The organism is Krasilnikovia sp. MM14-A1004 (assembly GCF_047159485.1).
Classification (GTDB): domain Bacteria; phylum Actinomycetota; class Actinomycetes; order Mycobacteriales; family Micromonosporaceae; genus Actinoplanes.
Genome location: NZ_AP038773.1, coordinates 5,933,037 through 5,954,615, shown reverse-complemented (window position 1 = coordinate 5,954,615; position 21,579 = coordinate 5,933,037). Strand labels below are relative to the sequence as shown.

The following is a 21,579-nucleotide window of genomic DNA, read 5'->3' as shown; positions in this document are numbered from 1 at the left end:
CCCGCGGGTCGAGCGGGGCTGTCCGGGTAGGGACGGGCGACCCGAACAGCCGGATAATCGGACGGTAGTCGACAAAACGGACTTCAGGTCCGATACTCGGCGATCGTGATACGCCGTCCCCGGTTCCTCTACCTCACCGGCCTGACCACCGCCTTCGCGCTGTCGGTCACCACCACCCTCGCCTGGGCCTGGACCGGTGGGGTCCAGCAGATCGGCCTCCCGTTCGAGGCGCTCGGCGACCCCACGGTCGCGGGCCCCGGCGCCGCCTGGTCGCCCGCGGCCGAGCCGGTGACCCCCGGACCGGGGCAATCCCTCGCGCCCGCCACCACCCTGGCCCGTACGGGCGGGGCCGCCGGAGCGGCCGCCGACCCGGCCACCTCACGCCGCCCGCGCAAGCAGGTGCCCGGTGCCGCGAACACCGCCACCACCGCCGCGCTCGCCGTGCCACGCCCCGTCGGCGGTGGCGGCTGCGGTCTCGGCGCCAAGCTCGTGCCGACCTGCGGGGTGCTCTGGGGCGTCGCGCCCGGCGCGTTCACCGACACGCCCGGCGCCACCGCGCTCGCCGCCTTCGAAGGCAAAACCGGGCGTCACCAGGACATCTACCACGCGTACCACCAGGGGATCCAGCAGCTGTTCCCCACGCCGGCGGAGATCGCCATCGCCCGGCAGCCGGGGCGGGAACGCCTGCTGCTGATCAACTGGAAGAAGCCGTACAAGACCTCCTGGGCGAAGATCGCCAAGGGTGACCCGGCCGTGGACGCGTTCCTCGACCGGCTGGCCGTGCACATCAAGACGTCGTTCCCGGAGAAGTTCTTCTTCACGGTGCACCACGAGGGTGAGGACAACGTCCGGCCCCGGGCCGGGTCGGGCTACACCGCCAAGGACTACGCCGCGATGTACCGGCACGTCGTGCTGCGGCTGCGCGCCCACGGCGTGACCAACCTGGTCACCGTGCTCGTGCACATGGCGTACGTGCCGCACACCACCTGGTTCGACGACATGTACCCCGGCGACGACGTGGTCGACTGGATCGGCATGGACTCGTACTCCTACAGCGATCCGGGGTACGGCCACGGCGACCTCACCGAGATGCTGAACCGGCAGTCCTCGGTCCGCCCGTCGTGGCCCGGCTACTACGCCTGGGCCACCCGCGAACACCCCAGCAAGCCGCTCATGGTCGCCGAGTGGGGTGTGTGGGCCTCCAGCCGCAATCCGGGGTACCAGGCCGCGTTCTATCGCGAGGTGGGCGCGCAGATCAGGCGCTTCCCCCGGATCCGCGCGATGGTCTACTTCGAGACCCCGCACAACCAGGACAAGCGGGACTCCCGGGTCGACGCGAACCCGTCCGCGCTGGCCGCGTACCGGCAGCTGGGCAGCCTGCCCATCTTCCAGGTGGAGGTTCGGTGAAGGTCCCCGCCTTACGGGGTTTCACCTGATCCACAGCGAGCCGGCAGTACCTACGCTGAGCCGGTGAGCCTCATCGCAACCCAAGGGTTGACCAAGTCGTACGGTCCGGTGACCGCGCTCGCCGACCTGACCGTGGCGGTCGAACCCGGCGTCATCGGGCTGGTCGGCGCGAACGGCGCCGGCAAGTCCACCTTCATCAAAATCATGCTGGGTCTGCTCGCTCCGACCAGCGGCAGCGTGCGGGTCTTCGACCTCGACCCGACGCGCGACACCGACCGGGTGCGCGCCCGGGTCGGCTACATGCCCGAGCACGACTGCCTGCCCCCCGACCTGTCCGCGGCCGAGTTCGTCACCCACCTCGGCCGGATCAGCGGCCTGCCGCGCACCGCCGCCCGCGAGCGTGCCTCCGAGGCGCTGCGCCACGTCGGGCTCTACGAGGAGCGGTACCGGCAGATCGGCGGCTACTCCACGGGCATGAAGCAGCGGGTCAAGCTGGCCCAGGCGCTGGTGCACGACCCCGACCTGCTGCTGCTCGACGAGCCCACCAACGGACTCGACCCGGCCGGGCGCGACGCGATGCTCAACCTGGTGCACCGCATCGGCACCGAGTTCGGCATCTCCGTGGTGGTCTGCTCGCACCTGCTCGGCGAGGTCGAGCGCATCTGCGACTCGCTGATCGCCATCGAGGGCGGCCGGCTGCTGCGCGCCGACACCATCTCCGCGATGACCACGGCCAGCGACGTGCTCGCAGTCGAGGTCAGCGATGGTACGGAGGAACTCGCCGCGGCACTGACCGCCCTCGGCCTGCCGGTGCGCCAGGACGGGCGGCTGCTGCTCGTACCCCTGGACACCGAGGACACCTACGACCGCATCCTGCGCTGCGTGGCCGACCTGGACCTGCCCCTGCACCGCCTCGACCAGCGGCGTCACCGCGTGGCCGAGCTCTTCGCCGCCAAGGAGACCGCCGATGTCTGAGGCCAGCGTCATCCACGACATCGGGTACCAGCGCTACACCGGGCCCCGCCACGGGCGCGGTCACGTGCTGGCCGCGATCTACGGGCACGGGGTGCGTACCGCGTTCGGCTTCGGCCGTACAGCGAAGGCGAAGATCTTCCCCTGGATGGTCGCCGGCATCGCGCTGATCGTCGCGATCATCCTCGCCGCGGTCCGCTCCCAGACCGGCCTCGAAGTGATCACCTACGCCCAGTTCGCCGACTCGGTGAGCTGGCTGATCATCTTCTTCGTCGCGATCGTCGCGCCCGAGCTGGTCTCCCGCGACCTGCACGCGGGGGTGTTGCCGCTGTACTTCAGCCGCCCGCTGCGCTCCGCCGACTATCTCGCTGCCAAGTTCGCCGCGCTGGTGTCCGCGGTGTGGCTGCTGATCGGCGCACCGCAGGTCATCATGTTCCTCGGCGCGGCCTTCACCACGAAGGACGGCGTGCACGGGGTGTGGAGCGAACTGGGCAGACTGCTGGGCGGGTGGGCGTTCGGCGCGCTGTGGGCGCTGGTGTTCGCCTCCATCGCGTTGCTGATCGCGTCGCTCACCGGCAAGCGGGCGTTCGCGGCGGGCGGCATCGTCGCGGTCTTCCTCATGACCGCCCCGGTCGTCGGGGTGCTGGCCAGCCTGCCGTCGCGTACCGCCCAGGAACTCGCCGGGCTGGCCAGCCCGATGAGCCTGGTCACCGGCGTGGGCACCTGGCTGATCCCGGTCAAGGACCCCGGCATCGACATCGGCCGCTTCGGCCCGGTGTACGCGATCGAGGCGGTCACCCTGATCGCCGCCTGCCTCCTGCTGCTGCTGGCCCGCTACCGGAAGGTGGCCTCCCTGTGAGCACCATCGAGCTGACGAACGTCTCCCGCTGGTACGGCAACGTCGTCGCGGTCAACGACATCAGCATGACCCTCGACGCCGGGGTGACCGGCCTGCTCGGCCCCAACGGCGCGGGCAAGACCACGGTGCTGCACATGATGGCCGGGTTCCTCGCCCCGTCCCGGGGCACGGTCACCGTCGACGGGGAGCCGACCTGGCGCCACCCCGACGTGTACCGCAAGCTGGGCCTGGTCAACGAGCGTGAGGCCGTACACGGCTTCCTCACCGCGTGGGACTTCGTGCTGGCCAGCGCGAAGATGCACAAGCTGGCCGACCCGCGCGCCGCGGCCACCCGCGCCCTCGAACTGGTCGAGATGACAGAGGCGCAGGACCGGCGGATCGAGACGTACTCCAAGGGCATGCGCCAGCGCACCCGGGTCGCCGCCGCGCTGGTGCACGAGCCGCAGGTGCTGCTGCTGGACGAGCCGTTCAACGGCATGGACCCGCGGCAGCGCATGCACATGATGGAGTTGCTGCACACGCTCGGCGACCGCGGCCACACCATCCTGTTCAGCTCGCACATCCTGGAGGAGGTCGAGCAGGTCTCCGGTACGGTGCAGGTCATCGTGGCCGGGCGGCTGGCCGCGTCCGGTGACTACCGGCGGATCCGGCGGCTGATGACCCACCGGCCGCACCTGTTCGCTGTGCAGTCGTCCGACGACCGCCGTCTCGCGGTCGCGCTGATCGCGGATAAATCCGTCAGCGGGGTCGAGATCGACGGCAACGGCCTGAGCGTACGGGCCTCCGACTACGGCAGCTTCACCCGCGCCCTGCCGCGCATCGCCCTGGCCGAAGGGATCCGGCTGCGCCGCCTCCTGCCGTCCGACGAATCCCTGGAGAGCGTCTTCTCCTACCTGCTGGAGGCGTGATGTCGACCGTTGCCTGGATCACCGCCCGCGGCCTGTTCGGGCGCCGCCGGGTCCTGCTCCTGCTGCCACTGCCGGTGCTGCTGGTTGGCCTCGCCCTGCTGTGCCGGGCGTACGACCTGAGTCCCACGCACTGGGGCACGCCGGTCATCGTCGGGTTGGGGCTGGCCGTGATGCTGCCGGTCACCGCGCTCATCGTCGGCACCGGTGTGCTCGGCTCCGAAGTGGACGACGGCACGATCGTGCACATCCTCACCAAGCCGCTGCCGCGCCGCGACATCATCCTGGCCAAGTTCGCGGTGGCCGCCGTCGTCACCGTGGTGACCACGTCCGTGCCGCTGTACGTCACCGGTGTCCTCGCCGACTCGTCCGGCCTCGGGCTGGCACTGGCGGCCGGTGCCGCGGTCGGCGGGTGCGCGTACACGGCGCTGTTCCTGATGATCAGCCTGCTCACCCGGCGTCCCGTGCTGCTGGGCCTGGTCTACATCCTGGTCTGGGAGGGTCTGCTGGGCCGGTTCGTCAGCGGCACCCGGGTGCTCTCCATCGAGCAGTACGTCATCACGATCACGGAGAAGATCACCCCGACCGACCTGCTCGACGCGAGGGTCGGCGTACCCACGGCGACCATCATGGCCGCGATCTTCGTGCTCGGCTGCACACTGATGGCGATCGACCGCCTGCGCAGCTTCAGCATGGCCGGCGAGACCAGCTGACCCTTCGCCGCAGCACGAGGACCCTCGGGAGTCCGGACCGGCCGGAGCCCCGAGGGTCCTCTGTTGGGTGTCTCACGCCCAGCGACGACCATCTTTGACCTTGATCATCGATGCTCTACAGTCGGTCGCTGTTCACTCGGGGGAAGGACATCTGTCGACCATGCACGCCTCAATGCGGTTCCTCGCCGCCGTACTCGCCGGAGCGGGGCTGGTAGCCGCCACCGCTCAGCAGGCCTCCGCCGTCGGCGGAAGTCCGGCTCCCGAAGGCGCGTACGCCTTCACCGCCCGAATCCAGGTCGGCACCGCCGGTTCCGGCGGTCACGCCTGCAGTGGAGTCCTGATCGACCCCCGCTGGATCGCCACCGCCCGCGACTGCTTCGCGGCGCCCGGACAGCCGCTTCCGTCCGGTACAGCGCTGGCCGCCGCCACGGTGACGCTCGGCGCAGGCGCGCACACCAGCGCGATCACCCGCCTCGTGGCGCATCCGGATCGCGCCGTCGTGCTGGCCCGCCTGGCGAAGCCCGCGACCACGATCAAGCCGGCCGCCATCGGCACCCGCGCCCCGGCCTCGGGTGACGTCGTGGACGCGGCAGGCTATGGCCGGACCCACACCGAGTGGATTCCGGACCGGGTGCACCACGCCGCGTACACCGTCACCGCCGTCGACGCCACCACCGTCACCCTGACCGCCCGGGACGAGGCCGGCGGCGGGATCTGCCGGGGCGACGCCGGTGGCCCCACCCTGCGCGGATCGGGTGACGCCGTGGAGGTCGTCGCCCTGCACTCCGGGTCGGACCAGGCCGGTTGCCTCGGTGAGCGCGACGGTCGTAACACCGCCACGGACATCCGCCTCGACGACCTCGGGGGCTGGATCGTCACCGCGACGACCGAGCGGCTGCGCCACGACTTCAACGGCGACGGGCACGACGACGTCGCCGGGCACAACTCCCGGGACAACATGGAACTCTTCCTCGGGTCCAGCGCCGGGCAGCTCCGTTCCGGTGGCCTGATGTGGCAGGGCGGCGGCCAGTGGGCCGGGTTCCACTCCGTCACGTCCGGTGACTTCGACAACGACGGCAAGGTCGACGTCGCCGGGCACAACTCGCGCAACAACATGGAGCTGTTCCTCGGCGACGGCGCGGGGAAGCTGCGCTCCGGTGGCCTCATGTGGGCGGAAGGCGGCGAGTGGGCCGGGTTCAAGTCGATCACCGCGGGTGACTTCGACGGCGACGGCAACCTCGACATCGCCGGGATCAACAGCAACAACGACATGGAGCTGTTTCCGGGCAACGGTCGGGGCAGGCTCCGCGAGGGACCGCTGATGTGGCCGCGCGGCGGCCAGTGGGCCGGATTCCACTCCATCGCCGCGGGCGACTTCAACAATGACGGCAAGCTCGACATCGCCGGGCACAACTCGCGCAACAACATGGAGCTGTTCCTCGGCGACGGCACCGGGCAGCTGCGCTCCGGTGGCCTCATGTGGGCGGAAGGCGGCGAATGGGCCGGGTTCAAGGAGATCACCGCGGGTGACTTCGACGACGACGGCAACCTCGACATCGCCGGGATCAACAGCAACAACGACATGGAGCTGTTTCCGGGCAACGGTCAGGGCAGGCTCCGCGAGGGACCGCTGATGTGGCCGCGCGGCGGCCAGTGGGCCGGTTTCCACTCCCTGACCTCCTGACCCCGATCCTGCCCGCAGGGCCCGAGCATGAAAGCAGATCAATGACGAGACGATGGTTCGTACGCGCCGCCGCGGTGGGCGCGCTGGCAGTGACCGCCACCGGGGCGAGCGCACCGGCAAACGCCGCCGACACGGCAGTCGACAGCGACTTCGCCTTCGCCGCGAAGATCGAGGTCGGCGCACCCGGCAGCACCGACGCGCGGGGTTGCAGCGGCGCCCTGGTACGTCCCCAGTGGGTCATCACGTCGGCGACCTGTTTCAGCCGCCCCGGATCCCCGGCCACCTCCGGCGCCCCGCTGCTGCCCACGACCGTCGTCGTGGGACGCCCTGACCTGTCGACCGGTGCGGGCCACGCGACCACCGTGACGCGGGTCGAGCCCCACCCCGACCGTGACATCGCCCTCGTCAAGCTGGCCGCCTCGATCACCGATGTGACCCCGGTGGCCGTCGGCTCGGGCGCGCCCGTGGCGGGCGAGGTGCTGCGGGTCGCCGGGTACGGGCGTACCCGCACGGAGTGGGTGCCCAGCCACCAGCACGCCGGCGACTTCACCGTCGACTCCAGCTCCGCGACATCGGCGCAACTGGTCAACCGGCCCGGAGCCACGGTCTGCAAGGGCGACGCCGGTGCTCCGGTGCTGCGCGGGACGAGCCTCGTCGCCGTCGCGACGAGCAGTGCACAGCACGGCTGCCTCGGCGTGGACGGCGAGGCGTCCACCACTGCGGCGGCTGCGCGGGTCGATGACCTCGCCGAGTGGATTCTGCAGAACACGGCGCAGTTGCCGCCGAGCGAGGGCAGTGACCCGGAGGCGTCGAGCGGCCGGTGGGCGGACTTCGACGGCGACGGCAAGGCCGACTACCTCACCATCGCCGACGGTGGCGCGGTCCGGGTGTTCCTCAACCGCGGTGGCGACGGCCACGGCGGTTGGCAGGACCTGGACCGGGTGGCGACCGGTGTGACCGGCGATCGTGCGAAGGTGCGGTTCGCTGACTTCGACGGCGACCGGAAGGCGGACTACCTCGTCATCGACGACAAGGGAGCGGTCCGGGTGTTCCTCAACCGGGGTGGGGACGACCGTGGCGGGTGGCAGCGCCTGGACGTGGTGGCGACCGGTGTGACGAGCGATCGTGCGAAGGTCCGGTTCGCTGACTTCGACGGCGACGGCAAGGCCGACTACCTCGTCTTCGACGACAAGGGAGCGGTCCAGGTGTTCCTCAACCGGGGCGGGGACAACCGTGGCGGGTGGCAGCGCCTGGACGTGGTGGCGACCGGTGTGACGAGCGACCGTACGAAGGTCCGGTTCGCTGACTTCGACGGCGACGGCAAGGCCGACTACCTCGTCTTCGACGACAAGGGAGCGGTCCGGGTCTTCCTCAACCGGGGCGGGGACAACCGTGGCGGGTGGCAGCGCCTGGACGTGGTGGCGACCGGCGTGACCAGCGACCGCACCAGGGTCCGGTTCGCTGACTTCGACGGCGACGGCAAGGCCGACTACCTCGTCCACGACGCCAGCGGCGCGGTCCGGGTCTTCGTCAACCACGGCGGCGACGGCCGCGGAGGCTGGGGCTCGGGCACGGTCATCGCGTCGTAGCTCCACCCGGCGTACGGCCCGGCCGGCTGGTCGGGCCGTACTAGCCTCGGGGGCCGTGGCGGAAGGGGCCGGGGCGATGGCGCGCAAGAAGCTGATCAAGGCGATGCTGACGCCCGAATTCTGGCGTTGCTACACGTTCGACGACGAGAACGGCTTCGACTTCGAGAAGCAGAGCGAGAAGATCGCCGAGCGGATCGGCGACGACGTACGTCTGGCCATGCCCGCCCTCAGTCCCTGGGTGCTGCGCCTGCGGCTCTACTTCGACGTGACCCTGTCCGAGCTGCGCCTGGAGTCGTTGAACAACAAAGAGATCGACAAGTGTGACGAGGCCGAGTACGCGGCGCTCGGCGAGGACTACGAGACCCATCTGTTCTGGGAGATCGGCCACTGGGACCAGGCGCGCTGGTCCCCGTGGTGCCTGCGCTGGGAGGAAGTGGCCGCGGTGGTCCGGCAGATGTCTGCCCGGCCCGACCGGCAGCAGATCCCGCCGGAGCTGGCGATGCTGCTGCTGGCCCGGTTCGTCGGTCACGGCGTGGGCGACGGGGAGCGACTGGCCGCCGGGCGGGCCATGGTGGCGGCCATGTTCACCCGCCTGGGCCTGTTCGAGGGCGCGGAGGCCGAACGCATCGCGGCGCGGTTGGTGCTGGCCGCGCCGGAGGACGACTACGCGTGGCGGCGTGATCCCGAGCGCGGCTGGGTCTTCGGCGGCGAGTACCCCTGCTACTCCAACCGCAACGCCGACCACGGCAGTTTCCCGTTCGCGCAGTGGGCGGAGTTCCGGACGCTGCTCGGGGTGACCGACGAGCCCTAACGGCCGCCGGCTGCTGGAGAGCGGCATGGCCGAGATCGAGCAGCTGGCCCGCGCCCACGATGTCGCGCTGCCCGCCGACATCGTGCCGGCGACGATGGCGTTCCTCGACCGGCAACCGGCCGAGGGCACGTCGTCGCTGCACCGCGACATCCGGGCGGGCCGACGCTCCGAACTGGACGCCTGGACCGGAGCCGTGGTGCGCCTGGCCGCGATTGCCCGCATCCCGATGCCGGTCCACGGCGTCATCCACGAGATCCTGAGCCTGCGCGAGGAACGCCGGGCGTGAGGCTGGTCCACCGGAGATCTCCGGTGGACCAGCACGGGGTCAGCCCGTGTTGCGCATCCCGGCGGCGATGCCGTTGACCGTGGTCAGCAGGGCGCGTTCCAGGGCGGTCGAATCGCTCGGGCCGCGCCGCCCGCCCGGCGCCGTCGGCACCTGGCGCTGGGCGTCGTTGAGGTCGCGGTACTGGCGCAGCAACGCCACCTGCAGGTGGTGCAGCGGCTCCAGGTAGGTGTCGCGGACACCCAGGGTGCGGGCGAGCTGCGGGTTGCCGGACAGCAGGCCGTCGCCGTCGGTGATCGCCAGGATCTGCTCGACGGTACGGGCGTACTCCTCCTCGATCTTCGTGAAGATCGGGTGGAGCTGCTCCGGAACGAGGGTCTCCACGTAGCGGCGGGCGATCGACAGGTCGGTCTTGGCCAGCATCATCTCCACGTTGGAGACGAACGTCCGGAAGAACTGCCAGCCGCCGTACATCTCCTTGAGCACGTCGCCGTGGCCCGCCTCGCGCACCGCGGCCAGTCCGCTGCCGACCCCGAACCAGCCCGGCACGATCTGGCGGGTCTGCGTCCAGCCGAACACCCACGGGATCGCGCGCAGCCCGCCCAGGCCCGCGTCGGCGTTCGGACGCTTCGCCGGGCGCGAGCCGATGTTCAGCGCCCCGAGCAGCTCGGTCGGCGTCGCCGCCCAGAAGTACGCGGCCAGGTCCGGGTCCTCGACCAGCGACCGGTACGCCCGGAACGCCGCCGCCGAGGCGGTGTCCATCGTCTCGTCGAAGCGCGTCAGCCGCGCCGCGTCCACCGACGAGGTGGTGTGCAGCAGGGTCGCCTGCAGGACGGCGGCGACGGTGAGTTCCAGGTTCTCCCGGGCCAGGGCGGGCAGCGTGTACTTGTCGGAGATGACCTCGCCCTGCTCGGTCACCTTGATCGCACCGTCCAGCGTCCCGTACGGCTGGGCCAGGATCGCCTCGTGGGTGGGGCCGCCGCCGCGCCCGACCGTGCCGCCCCGGCCGTGGAACAGCCGCAGCCGCACCCCATGCCGGGCGGCCACGTCCCGCAGCGCCCGCTGGGCCTTGTGGATCGACCACTGACTGGTGGTGATCCCCGCCTCCTTGTTGGAGTCGGAGTAGCCGAGCATGACCTCCTGCAGGTCACCGCGGGCCCGCACGATCTCCCGGTACGCGGGCAGCGACAGCATCTGGTCGAGCAGGTCACCACCGGCGTCCAGCTCGGCCGGGGTCTCCAGCAGCGGCACGATCCCGACCCGTGCCTTCCCGCTGTGCAGGTCGATCAGCCCGGCCTCGCGGGCCAGCACCGCCGCCGCGAGCACGTCATCCACCCCGAGGGTCATCGAGATGATGTACGACTCGACGACCTCCGGACCGAACCGGTCCTGCGCCTCGCGGATCGTGTGGAACACGTCGAAGGTCTTGCGGGCCGAGTCGTTCAGCGGGGTGTCGGCGCTGGCCAGCGGCCGCCGCCCGGTCAGCTCGTCGGCCAGCAGCTTGGTACGCGCGCCCCGGTCCAGCGTGGGGTACTCGTCGACCTCGCCGACCCGGGCGTACATCTGGGCCAGCACCTCGTGGTGCTTCTCCGCGTGCTCGCGCACGTCCAGGGTGGCCAGCTGCAGGCCGAACGCGGACACCGTACGGATCGCGGAGGCGACAGTGCCGACCGCGGTGAGCTGGCCGGAGTTGCGGGCCAGCGACGCCCGGATCAGCTCCAGGTCGGCGATCAGCTCGTGGCTGCCCAGATAGTCGCGGCCCGGCACGTGCGCGGTGCCCTGCTGCAGCCGCTTGCGGGTGTTGCCCAGCTTCGCCCGGATGCAGCGCACCTTGAGCCGGTACGGCTCCTCGGCGTTCGTGCGCCGGAACCGGGGCGCCACCTCGGGCAGGCTGTCCAGGTCCTTGGCGAGGCTGGCGGACAGGTCGAGCGAGACCCCGCGCAGCCGCCGCGACACCGACAGCTGGTCGATCAGCGCATCCATCGCGGCCTCGGTGGCCTGGATGCCGTGCTCGTGCTGGATCATCAGCACGTCGCGGGTGACCGTCGGCGTGACGAACGGGTTGCCGTCGCGGTCCCCGCCGATCCAGGAGCCGAACGTGAGCGGGCGCGACGTCGGGGCGGTCTCCACGCCGAGCTGGCGCAGCGTGTCCGCGAGGTCGTCGAGGACCTGCGGGGCGGCCTCGGCGTACAGGTCCTTGAGGTAGTAGACCGCGTTGCGGGCCTCGTCGGTCGGGTCCGGCCGGTCCAGGCGCAGCTCGTCGGTCTGCCACAGCAGGTCGATGAGTTCGGCGAAGCGGCGGGTGGAGTTCGTGGTGTCGGTGGCGTCGTACAGCACCGCGGCGGCGGCCTCGGCGTCCAGCGCGTCGGCGACCTGGCGCAGCTTCGACAGGATCGAGCGGCGGGCCGCCTCGGTGGGGTGGGCGGTGAAGACGGGGCGTACCGCGAGGCGGCGGGCGGCGGCCGCGATCTCGTCGGCGGGTACCCCCTTCTCGGCGATCAGCTTGGCCGCCTGGTCCAGCCAGCCGCCGTTGCGGGCCCGGCGGCGCCGCAGGTCGCGGGCGCGGTGCACCTGCTCGGTGATGTTCGCCAGGTGGAAGTAGGTGGAGAAGGCGCGGGCCAGCTTCGTGCCGGTGGTGACGTCGAGGGCGGCCAGCCGGGCGGCGGCGGCCGGGGCGTCCGCGCGCACCAGGGCGCGGACCTCCTCGACCAGGTCGAGCAGTGGCGGGCCCTCCTGCCGGGCCAGCGTCTGACCGAGCAGCGTGCCGATGCGGCGGATGTCCGCGCGCAGAGCGGCGTCGGGGGAGTCTGGCGAGTCGGGGTCGAGGTGGCCGTTCAGGTCGCTCACCGGGACGCTCCTTATGCGTGATGTGCGGTGGACGGCGCTGTCCCGACTTCCCGCCGATCGTATCGGCGTCGCGACCTGGCTGCGTATTTTGAGGTGAGTCTCATACGTCCTAACGCTGAGTTCACCACGCAGCGGGTTGCATGTCCTCACACATCGACCGACGTGTCTGTCGTCGGCCTATTCGTGGAGGACATTTCGATGAGCAGCAGGCTCAGCCGTCGTGCGCGCACGCGGCTCCTGGTGGCGGGCGCGGTGACCACCGCGGTGGCCGCCGCCGCGGCCGGCGTGGGAGTGGCGACTGCCGCCACCGACCCGCCGGCGCTGGCGTTCATGTCGGCCACCCTCAACGTGACCGCGGAGCGTCACATCTGGGGCGACGAATCGTGGTTCAGCGTCGATCTGGGGGTGAACCTGATCGCCGGAAAGAACCCGTTCGAGATCCGGGCCTCCCGCAAGTCGTACGCGGACCCGATCGTGGCCCAGCAGTTCGTCACGGAGAAGGGCAAGACGACGAAGGTGAACCTGCCCAAGGGCATGGTCACGAACTTCATGGGCCTGAAGAACTTCACCACGATCACGGTGAAGGACTCCTCCGGTAAGCAGATCAAGCAGTACCAGCAGGACTTCTGCCCGAACGGATACGAGACGCACCGGACCCGGCCGGACGCGCCGGCGGAGAGCCCGTACCCGCGCGACTGCAACGGGTCCAACCCGTTCACCCTCGGCGCGGTGTGGGGCATCCAGGCCGGCTGGAACGCTCCCGTGGCCAACGACGGGTACCGCGGGGACGCCGAAAAGTCGCCGCTCGACCTGCCCGCCGGTGATTACAAGGTCACCGTGGAGCTGAACAAGGCGTACCGGGACTTCTTCAAGATCCCGGCCAAGAGCACCTCGGTGCAGCTCAACATGAAGGTCGTCGAGATCAAGGACGGCGACGGCGACGGCCCCGTGCCGAGCCCCACCGGGGCGCCGAGCCCCAGCGCACCTGCGAGCCCGAGCGCACCGGCCAAGGACGCGCGGGCCGCTCGGGCCCGGGCGCTCCGGGCGGAATCGGCCGCTCCCGGCGACGAGCACAGCGTGCACGGCGGCGAGGGCGTCGAGAGCAAGCAGATCGCCGGCTACCTGCCCGCGTTCCGGCCCCCGGCGAAGGCACCGCAGTCGGCGCTGCGCAGCACCGCCCAGGCGCCGAAGGGCCCGCGGCCGGACCTGCGGTCGCTGCCCGCCTGGGGCATCTCCCTGGAGGAGGGCACGGACGGCGTCAAGGACGGCAAGTGGTACATCAACTTCGGCGCGACGGTGTGGAACGCCGGCCCCTCGACCCTGCTGGTCGACGGTTTCCGCCGGACCGGCACCGAGCTGATGGACGCGTACCAGTACTTCTTCGACGCCAACGGCAAGCAGGTCGGCTCGGCCAAGGCCGGGACGATGGAGTGGGACAACCGGGAGGGCCACAAGCACTGGCACTTCACCGACTTCGCCCAGTACAACCTGCTCAAGGCGGACAAGAAGCTGGCCGTGAAGAGCGGCAAGGAGGCGTTCTGCCTGGCCAACACGGACGCGGTCGACTACACCGTGCCCGGTGCGAAGTGGCGCCCGGAGAACACCGACCTCTCCACGGCCTGCGGCGGCAACACCGCGGTGGCGGTGCGTGAGGTGCTCGACTCCGGCAACGGCGACACGTACAGCCAGGCCCGGCCGGGCCAGTCGTTCGAGGTGACCGACCTGCCGAACGGCACGTACTACATCGAGGTGAAGGCGAACCCGGCGAACAAGCTCGCCGAGTCCAGCACCACCAATAACACCTCGCTGCGGAAGGTGATCCTGGGCGGCACCGCCAAGGAGCGCACGCTGACGGTCCCGCCGGTCAACGGCATCGACGGCTGACCCAAGGGGTGACCCCGGGCGGGTCCGAGGCGACGACCTCGGGCCCGCCCGGGCCTTTGCGGCCAGGCCGACGAAAGCGGTCAGGCCGACGAAAGCGGTCAGGCCGACGAAAGCGGTCAGGCCGACGAAAGCGGTCAGGCCGACATGGGTACGGCGGGGCGGACCCGCGCGCCGCTCTCGTCCTCCGCGGCGGTGCGCTGCCGGGACAGCCGCGCTCCCCGCACCGGTTCCGTGGGCCGCGCCACCAGCCGCTGCGGCGTCCCGTCCGGGGCCGCCTTGGTGACGAAGGCCCGCCGGGCCGCGGCGAACCCGGACCGGTCGGCGAACATGTCCCGGCTCATCTCGGCCAGCTCCTGTGCCTCGTACGCGTCCAGCGGCACCGGCTCGGCGGCCAGAGCCCCCGCCTTCGCCGTGCGCCGGGCCCGCGCCGCGCGCGGGTCGGCGAGGCGCTGCGCCAGCTCCGCCAGCCACTCCGTGTACGCGTGCGGGTGCCGCGGCCCGACCTCGTCGACCAGCCCCAGCGTGGCGGCCCGTTCCGCGCTGACCGGCAGCCGCCGGTCCAGCAGCTGCCGGGCGGTTTCGGCGCCGACGCGCCGGGGCAGCGTGAAGGTGTGCAGCTCGGAGCCGTACAGCCCGATGTCGTAGTACGGGTTGAGCACGATCCCGGCGCGGGCGGCGACCACGTCGGCGCCGAGGCCGAGCATGGCTCCGCCCGCTCCCGCGCTGCCCGCGTACGCGGCCACCACGGTCTGCCGGGTGCAGCCGATGATCTCCCGGCACACCGTGTTGATGGCCTTGATGTTGGCCCAGGCGGCCCCGGCCGGGTCGGTGGCGGCCTCGGTGACGTTGAGGTGGATGCCGTTGCTGAACGCGTCGGTGCCCCCGCGCAGCACCAGCACCCGCGTGTCCTGGTCGGCGGCGTGCCGCAGGGCGGCGCTCAGGCGGCGGCAGTGCGCGGTGGACATCGCGCCGTTGTAGAAGTCGAACACCAGCCAGCCCACCGCGCCGGTACGCCGGTACCGGATCTGCCGGTACGACGGCTGTTCCGCGTCGCCGCCGGGCCCCACGGGCGCGTGCGGCACCCCGCTGATCCGGCGCCCGAGCAGGGCGGTGGCGGGCAGCTTGAACGCGGGTCCGGCTCCGGGTTCGGCGGCCCGCAGGTGTCCGAGCCACACCGCCCCGTCGCCGGTGCCGACCAGCACCGCCCCCTGGCGCCGGGCCAGCACCGCCCCCGGCTCGGTGCCCAGCGCGAGCCCCGGATGCGCGTCGTATGCGAACACGGCCAGCCCCGCGACCTGCGTGCGTACACCGGGAAAGCCGTCGGCGGCGCGGATGCGCCGCACGATGTGCTCGGTGGGCTCTGTCCAGTCGAACGCCCGGTCGGCCTGGGTCATCACCGGCCGTGGCCGCGGCTCGGCCAGCTCCTGCGGGGGCGTGGGGGTGAAGTCCGGGTCGGCGGCCTTGGCCATCACCTCGGCGATGCACTCCAGGGCGGCGTCGGCGACCGGGCCGGAGTAGAGCGCGGACTTGCGCGGCGGCGTCGCCGGCACCGCGAACGTCCGGTGGGCCCAGACCGGCCCGGCGTCCATCTCCTCGACCGCCTGCAGCGCGGTGACCCCCCACGTGCTGGCGCCCTCGGTGATCGCCCAGTCCAGCGACGACGGGCCCCGGTCGCCGACCGGGCCCGGGTGGATGATCACCGTCCGCCACTTGCGCCAGACCTCGGCGGGCACCCGATGCTTCAGGTACGGGCACAGCACCAGCTCGGGCTGCGCGGCCCGGACCCCGTCGACGATCTCCTCGGGCCCCGTCGCCAGCAGTACCCCCACGTCGTGACCGGCCTCGGTCAGCGCGCACCACGCGCGCTGACTCAGCCCGTTGAACGCCGACACGAGCAGCAGAACCCGCACTTCGCCTCCCCAGACGTGGTCCCAAGACCGGTTCGCGAGTCTTGGTGGTGTCAGAAGGCCTTTGTCGGACCGGGTGTGCGACGCGGTCGGGGCCCGGCCGTGTCGGTGGCCCGGACTATCCTGAGGGTCGCGAACCCCCGTCCTTCCGGACGACCGGGGGCATCCGGCGTGCCTTCGCCCGGATAACGCAGCGGACCCAAGGAGCGTTCATGCAACTCGCCGGCCTGATCCCGGCCGCCCTGCGCGACCGTGGCCTTGCGCGCGCCCGCGACCTGGCCCGCAAGGGCGGCGTGGACGCGGACGCGCTCGACCTGACCGCCCCGGCCGCGCTGCGCCCGTTCGTCGTGGCGGCCGTGGCGGCGCCCGCCGACGCCGGGGGCGCCGAGCGTCCCGTCCTGGCCGTCACCGCGACCAGCCGTGAGGCCGACGACCTGGCCGACGCCCTGCGCGGCCTGCTCGACCCCGAGCGGGTAGCGGTCTTCCCGTCTTGGGAGACGCTGCCGCACGAGCGGCTGTCGCCACGTTCCGACACGGTCGGGCGCCGCCTCGCGGTGCTTCGCCGCCTCGCCCACCCGGACACCGGTGCGGTGTCGGTGGTGGTGGCGCCGGTGCGCAGCCTGCTCCAGCCGCAGCTCAAGGGCCTGGGCGAGCTGGCCCCGGTGGCACTCGCCACGGGCGGGGAGGCCGAGCTGGAGGACGTCGCCCGGCGGCTGTCCGACATGGCGTACGCGCGGGTCGACCTGGTCACCAAGCGCGGCGAGTTCGCGGTGCGCGGCGGCATCCTCGACGTCTTCCCGCCGACCGACGAGCACCCGTCGCGGGTCGAGTTCTGGGGCGACGAGGTCGAGGAGATCCGTACGTTCGCGGTGGCCGATCAGCGCACCATCGACCCGGTCGAGACGCTGTTCGCGCCGCCGTGCCGGGAGCTGCTGCTCACCCCGCAGGTGCGCGAGCGCGCCGCCGCGCTGAGCGCCCAGCATCCCGAGCTGGCCGAGATCCTCGACAAGCTGGCCGAGGGCATCCCGGTCGAGGGCATGGAGTCGCTGGCCCCCGCGCTGCTGTCCGGAGTTTCCGGGGCGCTTGGCGAGTCCGCGGCCGAAGGCGGCGAGCCGCGCGCCGGAAATTCCGCAGGCACGGACAGCATGGAGCTGCTGCTGGACTGCATGCCCTCGGGCACCCAGGTACTGCTGTGCGACCCGGAGCGGATCCGCACCCGCGCGCACGACCTGGTCCGTACGTCCGCCGAGTTCCTGGAGGCCAGCTGGGCCGCCGCCGCGGTCGGCGGCCAGGCCCCGATCGACGTCGGCGCGGTCGCCTTCCGCACCCTGGCCGACGTGCGCGCGCACGCCGCCACGCTGCGCCAGCCCTGGTGGACGGTCTCGCCGTTCGGCCTGGCCGAGTCGGAGGAGGCACCGGAGTCGGACACGCCGTGGCTGGAGTCCGCCCCGGTCGAGGTGAGCCCCGACACCGGGGACGCGATCAGCCTGGCCGCCCAGCCGGTGCCGCTGTACCACGGCGACACCGCGCGGCTGGCCGCCGACCTGGGCCAGTGGACCGGGCAGGGGTGGGCGGTCGCGCTGGTCTTCGAGGGCCACGGCACCGCCCAGCGGGCCACCGAGCTGCTGCGCGACGCCGGGCTCGGGGTCACCCCGGTCGACGCGGTCACCGCACCGGTCGAGCCGGGTCAGCTGCTGGTCACCTGCGGCCCGCTCAACCACGGCTTCGTCGACCCCGGCTCGCAGCTCGCGGTCATCACGGGCAACGACATCACCGGCGGCCGCGGCGCGTCCACCAAGGACATGCGCAAGATGCCCAGCCGCCGCCGCAACACCATCGACCCGCTCGAACTCAAGATGGGCGACCACGTCGTGCACGAGCAGCACGGCATCGGCCGCTACATCGAACTGGTGCAGCGCACGGTCAACGGCGCCGACCGCGAATACCTGGTGATCGAGTACGCCCCCAGCAAGCGTGGCCAGCCCGGCGACCGGCTGTTCGTCCCCACCGACCAGCTCGACCAGCTGTCCCGCTATGTCGGCGGCGAGTCGCCCACCCTGCACAAGATGGGCGGCTCGGACTGGCAGAAGGCCAAGGCCCGCGCCCGCAAGGCGGTCAAGGAGATCGCCGCCCAGCTGATCCAGCTGTACGCGGCCCGGCAGGCGTCCAAGGGGCACGCGTTCGCCGCGGACACCCCGTGGCAGCGGGAGCTGGAGGACGCGTTCCCGTACACGGAGACCCCCGACCAGCTGGCCGCGATCCACGAGGTCAAGCACGACATGGAGCAGGCCGTCCCGATGGACAGGCTGATCTGCGGCGACGTCGGGTACGGCAAGACCGAGATCGCGGTGCGCGCCGCGTTCAAGGCGGTGCAGGACGGCAAGCAGGTCGCCGTGCTGGTGCCGACCACGCTGCTGGCCCAGCAGCACTACAACACGTTCTCGGAGCGGATGAGCCAGTTCCCCGTAGCGGTCCGGCAGCTGTCCCGCTTCCAGACGCCCACCGAGGCGAAGCAGACGCTGGAGCAGGCCGGCGACGGCACCGCCGACATCGTCATCGGCACCCACCGGCTGCTGCAGAACGCCACCCGCTTCAAGAACCTCGGCATGGTCATCGTGGACGAGGAGCAGCGTTTCGGCGTCGAGCACAAGGAGCACCTGAAGACGCTGCGCGCCTCGGTGGACGTGCTCACCATGTCCGCCACCCCGATCCCGCGCACGCTGGAGATGGCGATCACCGGCATCCGCGAGATGTCCACGATCGCCACCCCGCCGGAGGAGCGGCACCCGGTGCTCACCTTCGTCGGGGCGTACGACGACAAGCAGGTCGCCGCGTCCATCCACCGCGAGCTGCTCCGCGACGGCCAGGTGTTCTACCTGCACAACCGGGTCGAGTCGATCGAGAAGGCGGCCCGCCGGCTGCGCGAGCTGGTGCCCGAGGCCCGGGTCGCGGTGGCGCACGGGCAGCTCGGCGAGGACGCGCTGGAGAAGGTGATGGTCGGCTTCTGGGAGAAGGAGTTCGACGTCCTGGTCTGCACGACCATCGTGGAGTCCGGCATCGACATCCCGAACGCCAACACGCTCATCGTGGAGCGCGCCGACCTGCTCGGCCTGGCCCAGCTGCACCAGATCCGGGGCCGGGTCGGCCGCGGCCGGGAGCGCGCGTACGCGTACTTCCTGTACCCGCGGGAGAAGCCGCTCACCGAGCAGGCCCACGAGCGGCTGGCCACCATCGCCCAGCACACAGAGCTGGGCGCGGGCATGTACGTGGCCATGAAGGACCTGGAGATCCGCGGCGCGGGCAACCTGCTCGGCGGCGAGCAGTCGGGCCACATCGAGGGCGTCGGCTTCGACCTGTACGTGCGGATGGTCGGCGAGGCGGTCAGCGCGTTCAAGGGCGAGCGGCCCGAGGAGGAGCCCGAAGTCAAGATCGACCTGCCGGTCGACGCGCACCTGCCCACCGAGTACATCTCGGTGGAACGCCTGCGCCTGGAGATGTACCGCAAGCTCGCCGAGGCCCGCGACGGCGCCCGCCTCGACGAGGTCGTCGCCGAGATGACCGACCGGTACGGCGAGCCCCCCGCCCAGGTCGCCAACCTGATCGCGGTGGCCCGTTTCCGGCAGCTGGCCCGCGCGTACGGGCTGACCGACATCTCGATGCAGGGCAAGCACGTGCGGTTCTCGCCGCTGTCGCTTCCGGATTCCAAGCAGCTGCGGCTCAAGCGCTACCACCCGGATTCGGTGTACAAGCAGGCCACCGACCAGGTCAGCGTGCCCCGGCCGAGCACCCGCCGGGTGGGCGGCGAGCCGCTGCGCGACCAGGCGCTGCTGCAGTGGTGCGGGCAGTTGCTCTCCGATGTGCTGGGCGAGGTGCCCGCACCCGTTTCCCAGTGACCGATCTGCGGGGGTCGGCCGCGCTTTCCGGCCCCCGCATGAGAGAGTTCTCACCATGCCACGTGCTCGCCGACTCGTCTCTCTCGTCGCCGTCGCCGCCCTTGCCGTGAGTGCCCTGTCCGCCTGCCGGACGGCGCCCGACGCGGTGTCGTACTTCGGCCCGGCCAAGGTGGTCACCGAGCAAGAGGTGCAGTGGGTCTGGGACGACACCGAGGCGAAGCTGCAGCCGGATCCGCAGACCGGCGAGGAGCACATGCCGTTCGAGCGCAAGGACGTCAGCAACCTGCTGATCCGCCTGGAGGCCCTGCGCGCGATCGGCAAGGACCAGGGCCTCACGGTGACGGCGCAGTCCGCCGCGGAGATCGCCCAGTCGCTCAACCTCCCGCCGAACGCCGATCTGGTCGGCAAGGCCGCCGAGTTCCAGGCGTGGGTGACCCTGCTGAAGCAGAAGGCGACCCCCGCGACGGTGACCGACGACGACATGCGGGACATCTACAACCGGCTCAAGGCCAGCGGCCCGCTGCCCGGCAACCCGACCTTCGAGCAGTTCGCGGCGAGCATCACCGAGCAGGACAAGCAGTCGCTGGCGCCCGCGATCGGGCTGCGCAACGCGTTGCAGGCCCGGATCGACGCCCTGAACATCAAGGTGAACCCGCGCTACCCGGTGCCCACCCTGCCGCTCTACAGCGTCCAGGGCCCCAAGGGTGAGGCGCTGCCGCTGATCGAGGTGACCTTCGGTACGGCGGGCGGGGACCCGGTCCCGGTCACCGACCTTGCCTGAGCCCCGGCGCGCTCTGCCACGCCCGGCCGTGACCACCTCGGGGAGCGCCCGCCGGTGACCGCTCGCATCGTCCTGCTGGTGACCTCACCCCGGCTGCCCGCTGGGCTGCTCAGCGCCGCCGCATGGGATCTTGTCCGGTCCCACCCGGTGTTCACGGCCGCCGAGAGCGAACAGGCAAACGCGCTGCGCGCCGCCGGGGTCACGGTGACCGTGCTGCCACCCGACCCGGAGGCGCTGCTGGCCGCCCTGAGCGGCCCCGACCCGTCCGCGCGCGGCGCGGTCGTGTGGCTGGCCGGGCCGGGCGGTGACCAGGACTTCGCCCGCCAGCTCGGATTGCGGCTCGCCCGCGAACCCTCGTTGGCCGAGCTGGAACTCTGTTACGGATCGTGGGATCCGCCGGGCGCCCGGCTGCTGGACGCCGTGGCGGTGATGGACCGGCTCGTCTCGCCGGGGGGCGACCCGTGGAAGCGGCAGCAGACCCACGCCAGCCTCGCGCCGTACCTGCTGGAGGAGTCGTACGAGGCGTACGACGCCATCGCGGACGGCGACCTCGACGCGCTGCGCGAGGAGCTGGGCGACGTCCTTCTTCAGGTGGTGCTGCACGCCCGGCTGGCCGAGGACCGGACCGAGGGCGACAGCTGGAACGTCGACGACGTGGCGGGCGGCCTGGTCGACAAGATGGTCCGGCGCAACCCGCACGTCTTCGCGGAGGAGCAGGTCGCGGGCGTCGAGGAGATCATCGAGAACTGGGAACGGATCAAGCGCGCCGAGAAGGCCCGCGGCTCCGTCCTGGACGGTGTGGCCCGCAGCCAGCCGGCCCTGTCACTGGCGGCGGAGATGCTGCAGCGCACCGAGCGCGCCGGCCTGACCGTCCCCCTGCCGCAGGACGACGAGTTGGGGGCCGCGTTGTTGCGGATCGTGGCGGACGCGCGCGCCGGGGGCCTGGACGCGGAGGCCGCGCTGCGCCGCGCCGCCCTCGCGTACGCTTCCGCGGTGCGGGCGGCGGAGACCGGAAACGTCGGACCAGCCGGGTAGGTTCGCGGC

At 71.7% G+C, this 21,579-nt stretch carries 15 protein-coding genes; 13 read left to right on the top strand and 2 right to left on the bottom strand.

Going from position 1 to position 21,579, the window contains the following annotated elements; translation table 11 throughout:
- Positions 1 to 105: 105 nt before the first annotated feature.
- The 9 genes from ACMCNN_RS25660 (at position 106) to ACMCNN_RS25620 (ending at position 9,226) form a co-directional block, all read left to right on the top strand.
- The gene (locus tag ACMCNN_RS25660) at positions 106 to 1,407 is read left to right on the top strand and encodes a glycoside hydrolase family 26 protein (RefSeq protein ID WP_412743072.1); all 1,302 of its coding nucleotides are present in this window, start codon (positions 106 to 108) and stop codon (positions 1,405 to 1,407) included.
- Between the two features lie 63 nt (positions 1,408 to 1,470).
- The gene (locus ACMCNN_RS25655; protein ID WP_412743071.1) at positions 1,471 to 2,382 is read left to right on the top strand and encodes an ABC transporter ATP-binding protein; all 912 of its coding nucleotides are present in this window, start codon (positions 1,471 to 1,473) and stop codon (positions 2,380 to 2,382) included.
- Positions 2,375 to 3,238: an ABC transporter permease gene (locus tag ACMCNN_RS25650; RefSeq protein WP_412743070.1), complete on the top strand. Its 864-nt coding sequence runs from the start codon at positions 2,375 to 2,377 to the stop codon at positions 3,236 to 3,238. Before ACMCNN_RS25655 ends, ACMCNN_RS25650 begins: the two co-directional genes overlap by 8 nt.
- Positions 3,235 to 4,146 carry an ABC transporter ATP-binding protein gene (locus tag ACMCNN_RS25645; RefSeq protein WP_412743069.1) on the top strand — a complete coding sequence of 304 codons (912 nt, stop codon included), beginning with the start codon at positions 3,235 to 3,237 and terminating at the stop codon, positions 4,144 to 4,146. The genes ACMCNN_RS25650 and ACMCNN_RS25645 overlap by 4 nt, the downstream gene beginning before the upstream one ends.
- Complete coding sequence (locus ACMCNN_RS25640) at positions 4,146 to 4,856, top strand: ABC transporter permease subunit (RefSeq protein WP_412743068.1); 711 nt, start codon at positions 4,146 to 4,148, stop codon at positions 4,854 to 4,856. Before ACMCNN_RS25645 ends, ACMCNN_RS25640 begins: the two co-directional genes overlap by 1 nt.
- Before the next feature lie 160 nt (positions 4,857 to 5,016).
- A complete protein-coding gene (locus ACMCNN_RS25635) occupies positions 5,017 to 6,540 on the top strand; it encodes an FG-GAP-like repeat-containing protein (RefSeq protein ID WP_412743067.1) in 1,524 nt (507 codons plus the stop codon).
- A gap of 41 nt (positions 6,541 to 6,581) precedes the next feature.
- Positions 6,582 to 8,129: an FG-GAP-like repeat-containing protein gene (locus ACMCNN_RS25630; protein WP_412743066.1), complete on the top strand. Its 1,548-nt coding sequence runs from the start codon at positions 6,582 to 6,584 to the stop codon at positions 8,127 to 8,129.
- A 55-nt stretch (positions 8,130 to 8,184) separates the two neighbouring features.
- On the top strand, positions 8,185 to 8,940 hold the full coding sequence (locus ACMCNN_RS25625; protein ID WP_412743065.1) for a hypothetical protein: 756 nt from the start codon (positions 8,185 to 8,187) through the stop codon (positions 8,938 to 8,940).
- Between the two features lie 25 nt (positions 8,941 to 8,965).
- Positions 8,966 to 9,226: a ketopantoate reductase family protein gene (locus ACMCNN_RS25620; protein ID WP_412743064.1), complete on the top strand. Its 261-nt coding sequence runs from the start codon at positions 8,966 to 8,968 to the stop codon at positions 9,224 to 9,226.
- 39 nt (positions 9,227 to 9,265) lie between these two features.
- Here ACMCNN_RS25620 and ppc read toward each other — a convergent pair whose 3' ends face one another.
- The gene (ppc, locus tag ACMCNN_RS25615) at positions 9,266 to 12,070 is read right to left on the bottom strand and encodes a phosphoenolpyruvate carboxylase (protein WP_412743063.1); all 2,805 of its coding nucleotides are present in this window, start codon (positions 12,068 to 12,070) and stop codon (positions 9,266 to 9,268) included.
- Between the two features lie 198 nt (positions 12,071 to 12,268).
- Between ppc and ACMCNN_RS25610 the strand changes: the two genes are divergently transcribed.
- Positions 12,269 to 13,954 carry a lysyl oxidase family protein gene (locus ACMCNN_RS25610; protein ID WP_412743062.1) on the top strand — a complete coding sequence of 562 codons (1,686 nt, stop codon included), beginning with the start codon at positions 12,269 to 12,271 and terminating at the stop codon, positions 13,952 to 13,954.
- A gap of 134 nt (positions 13,955 to 14,088) precedes the next feature.
- Here ACMCNN_RS25610 and ACMCNN_RS25605 read toward each other — a convergent pair whose 3' ends face one another.
- Positions 14,089 to 15,864 carry a hydrogenase maturation protein gene (locus ACMCNN_RS25605; RefSeq protein ID WP_412743061.1) on the bottom strand — a complete coding sequence of 592 codons (1,776 nt, stop codon included), beginning with the start codon at positions 15,862 to 15,864 and terminating at the stop codon, positions 14,089 to 14,091.
- A 209-nt stretch (positions 15,865 to 16,073) separates the two neighbouring features.
- Here ACMCNN_RS25605 and mfd point away from each other — a divergent pair, with 209 nt between their 5' ends.
- The 3 genes from mfd to ACMCNN_RS25590 are packed head-to-tail and all read left to right on the top strand — an operon-like array spanning position 16,074 to position 21,570.
- The gene (mfd, locus tag ACMCNN_RS25600; protein WP_412743060.1) at positions 16,074 to 19,754 is read left to right on the top strand and encodes a transcription-repair coupling factor; all 3,681 of its coding nucleotides are present in this window, start codon (positions 16,074 to 16,076) and stop codon (positions 19,752 to 19,754) included.
- A gap of 55 nt (positions 19,755 to 19,809) precedes the next feature.
- Positions 19,810 to 20,535, top strand: coding sequence for a hypothetical protein (locus ACMCNN_RS25595; protein WP_412743059.1), 726 nt, complete (start codon positions 19,810 to 19,812; stop codon positions 20,533 to 20,535).
- A 54-nt stretch (positions 20,536 to 20,589) separates the two neighbouring features.
- A complete protein-coding gene (locus tag ACMCNN_RS25590) occupies positions 20,590 to 21,570 on the top strand; it encodes a nucleoside triphosphate pyrophosphohydrolase (protein WP_412743058.1) in 981 nt (326 codons plus the stop codon).
- Positions 21,571 to 21,579 lie beyond the last annotated feature (9 nt).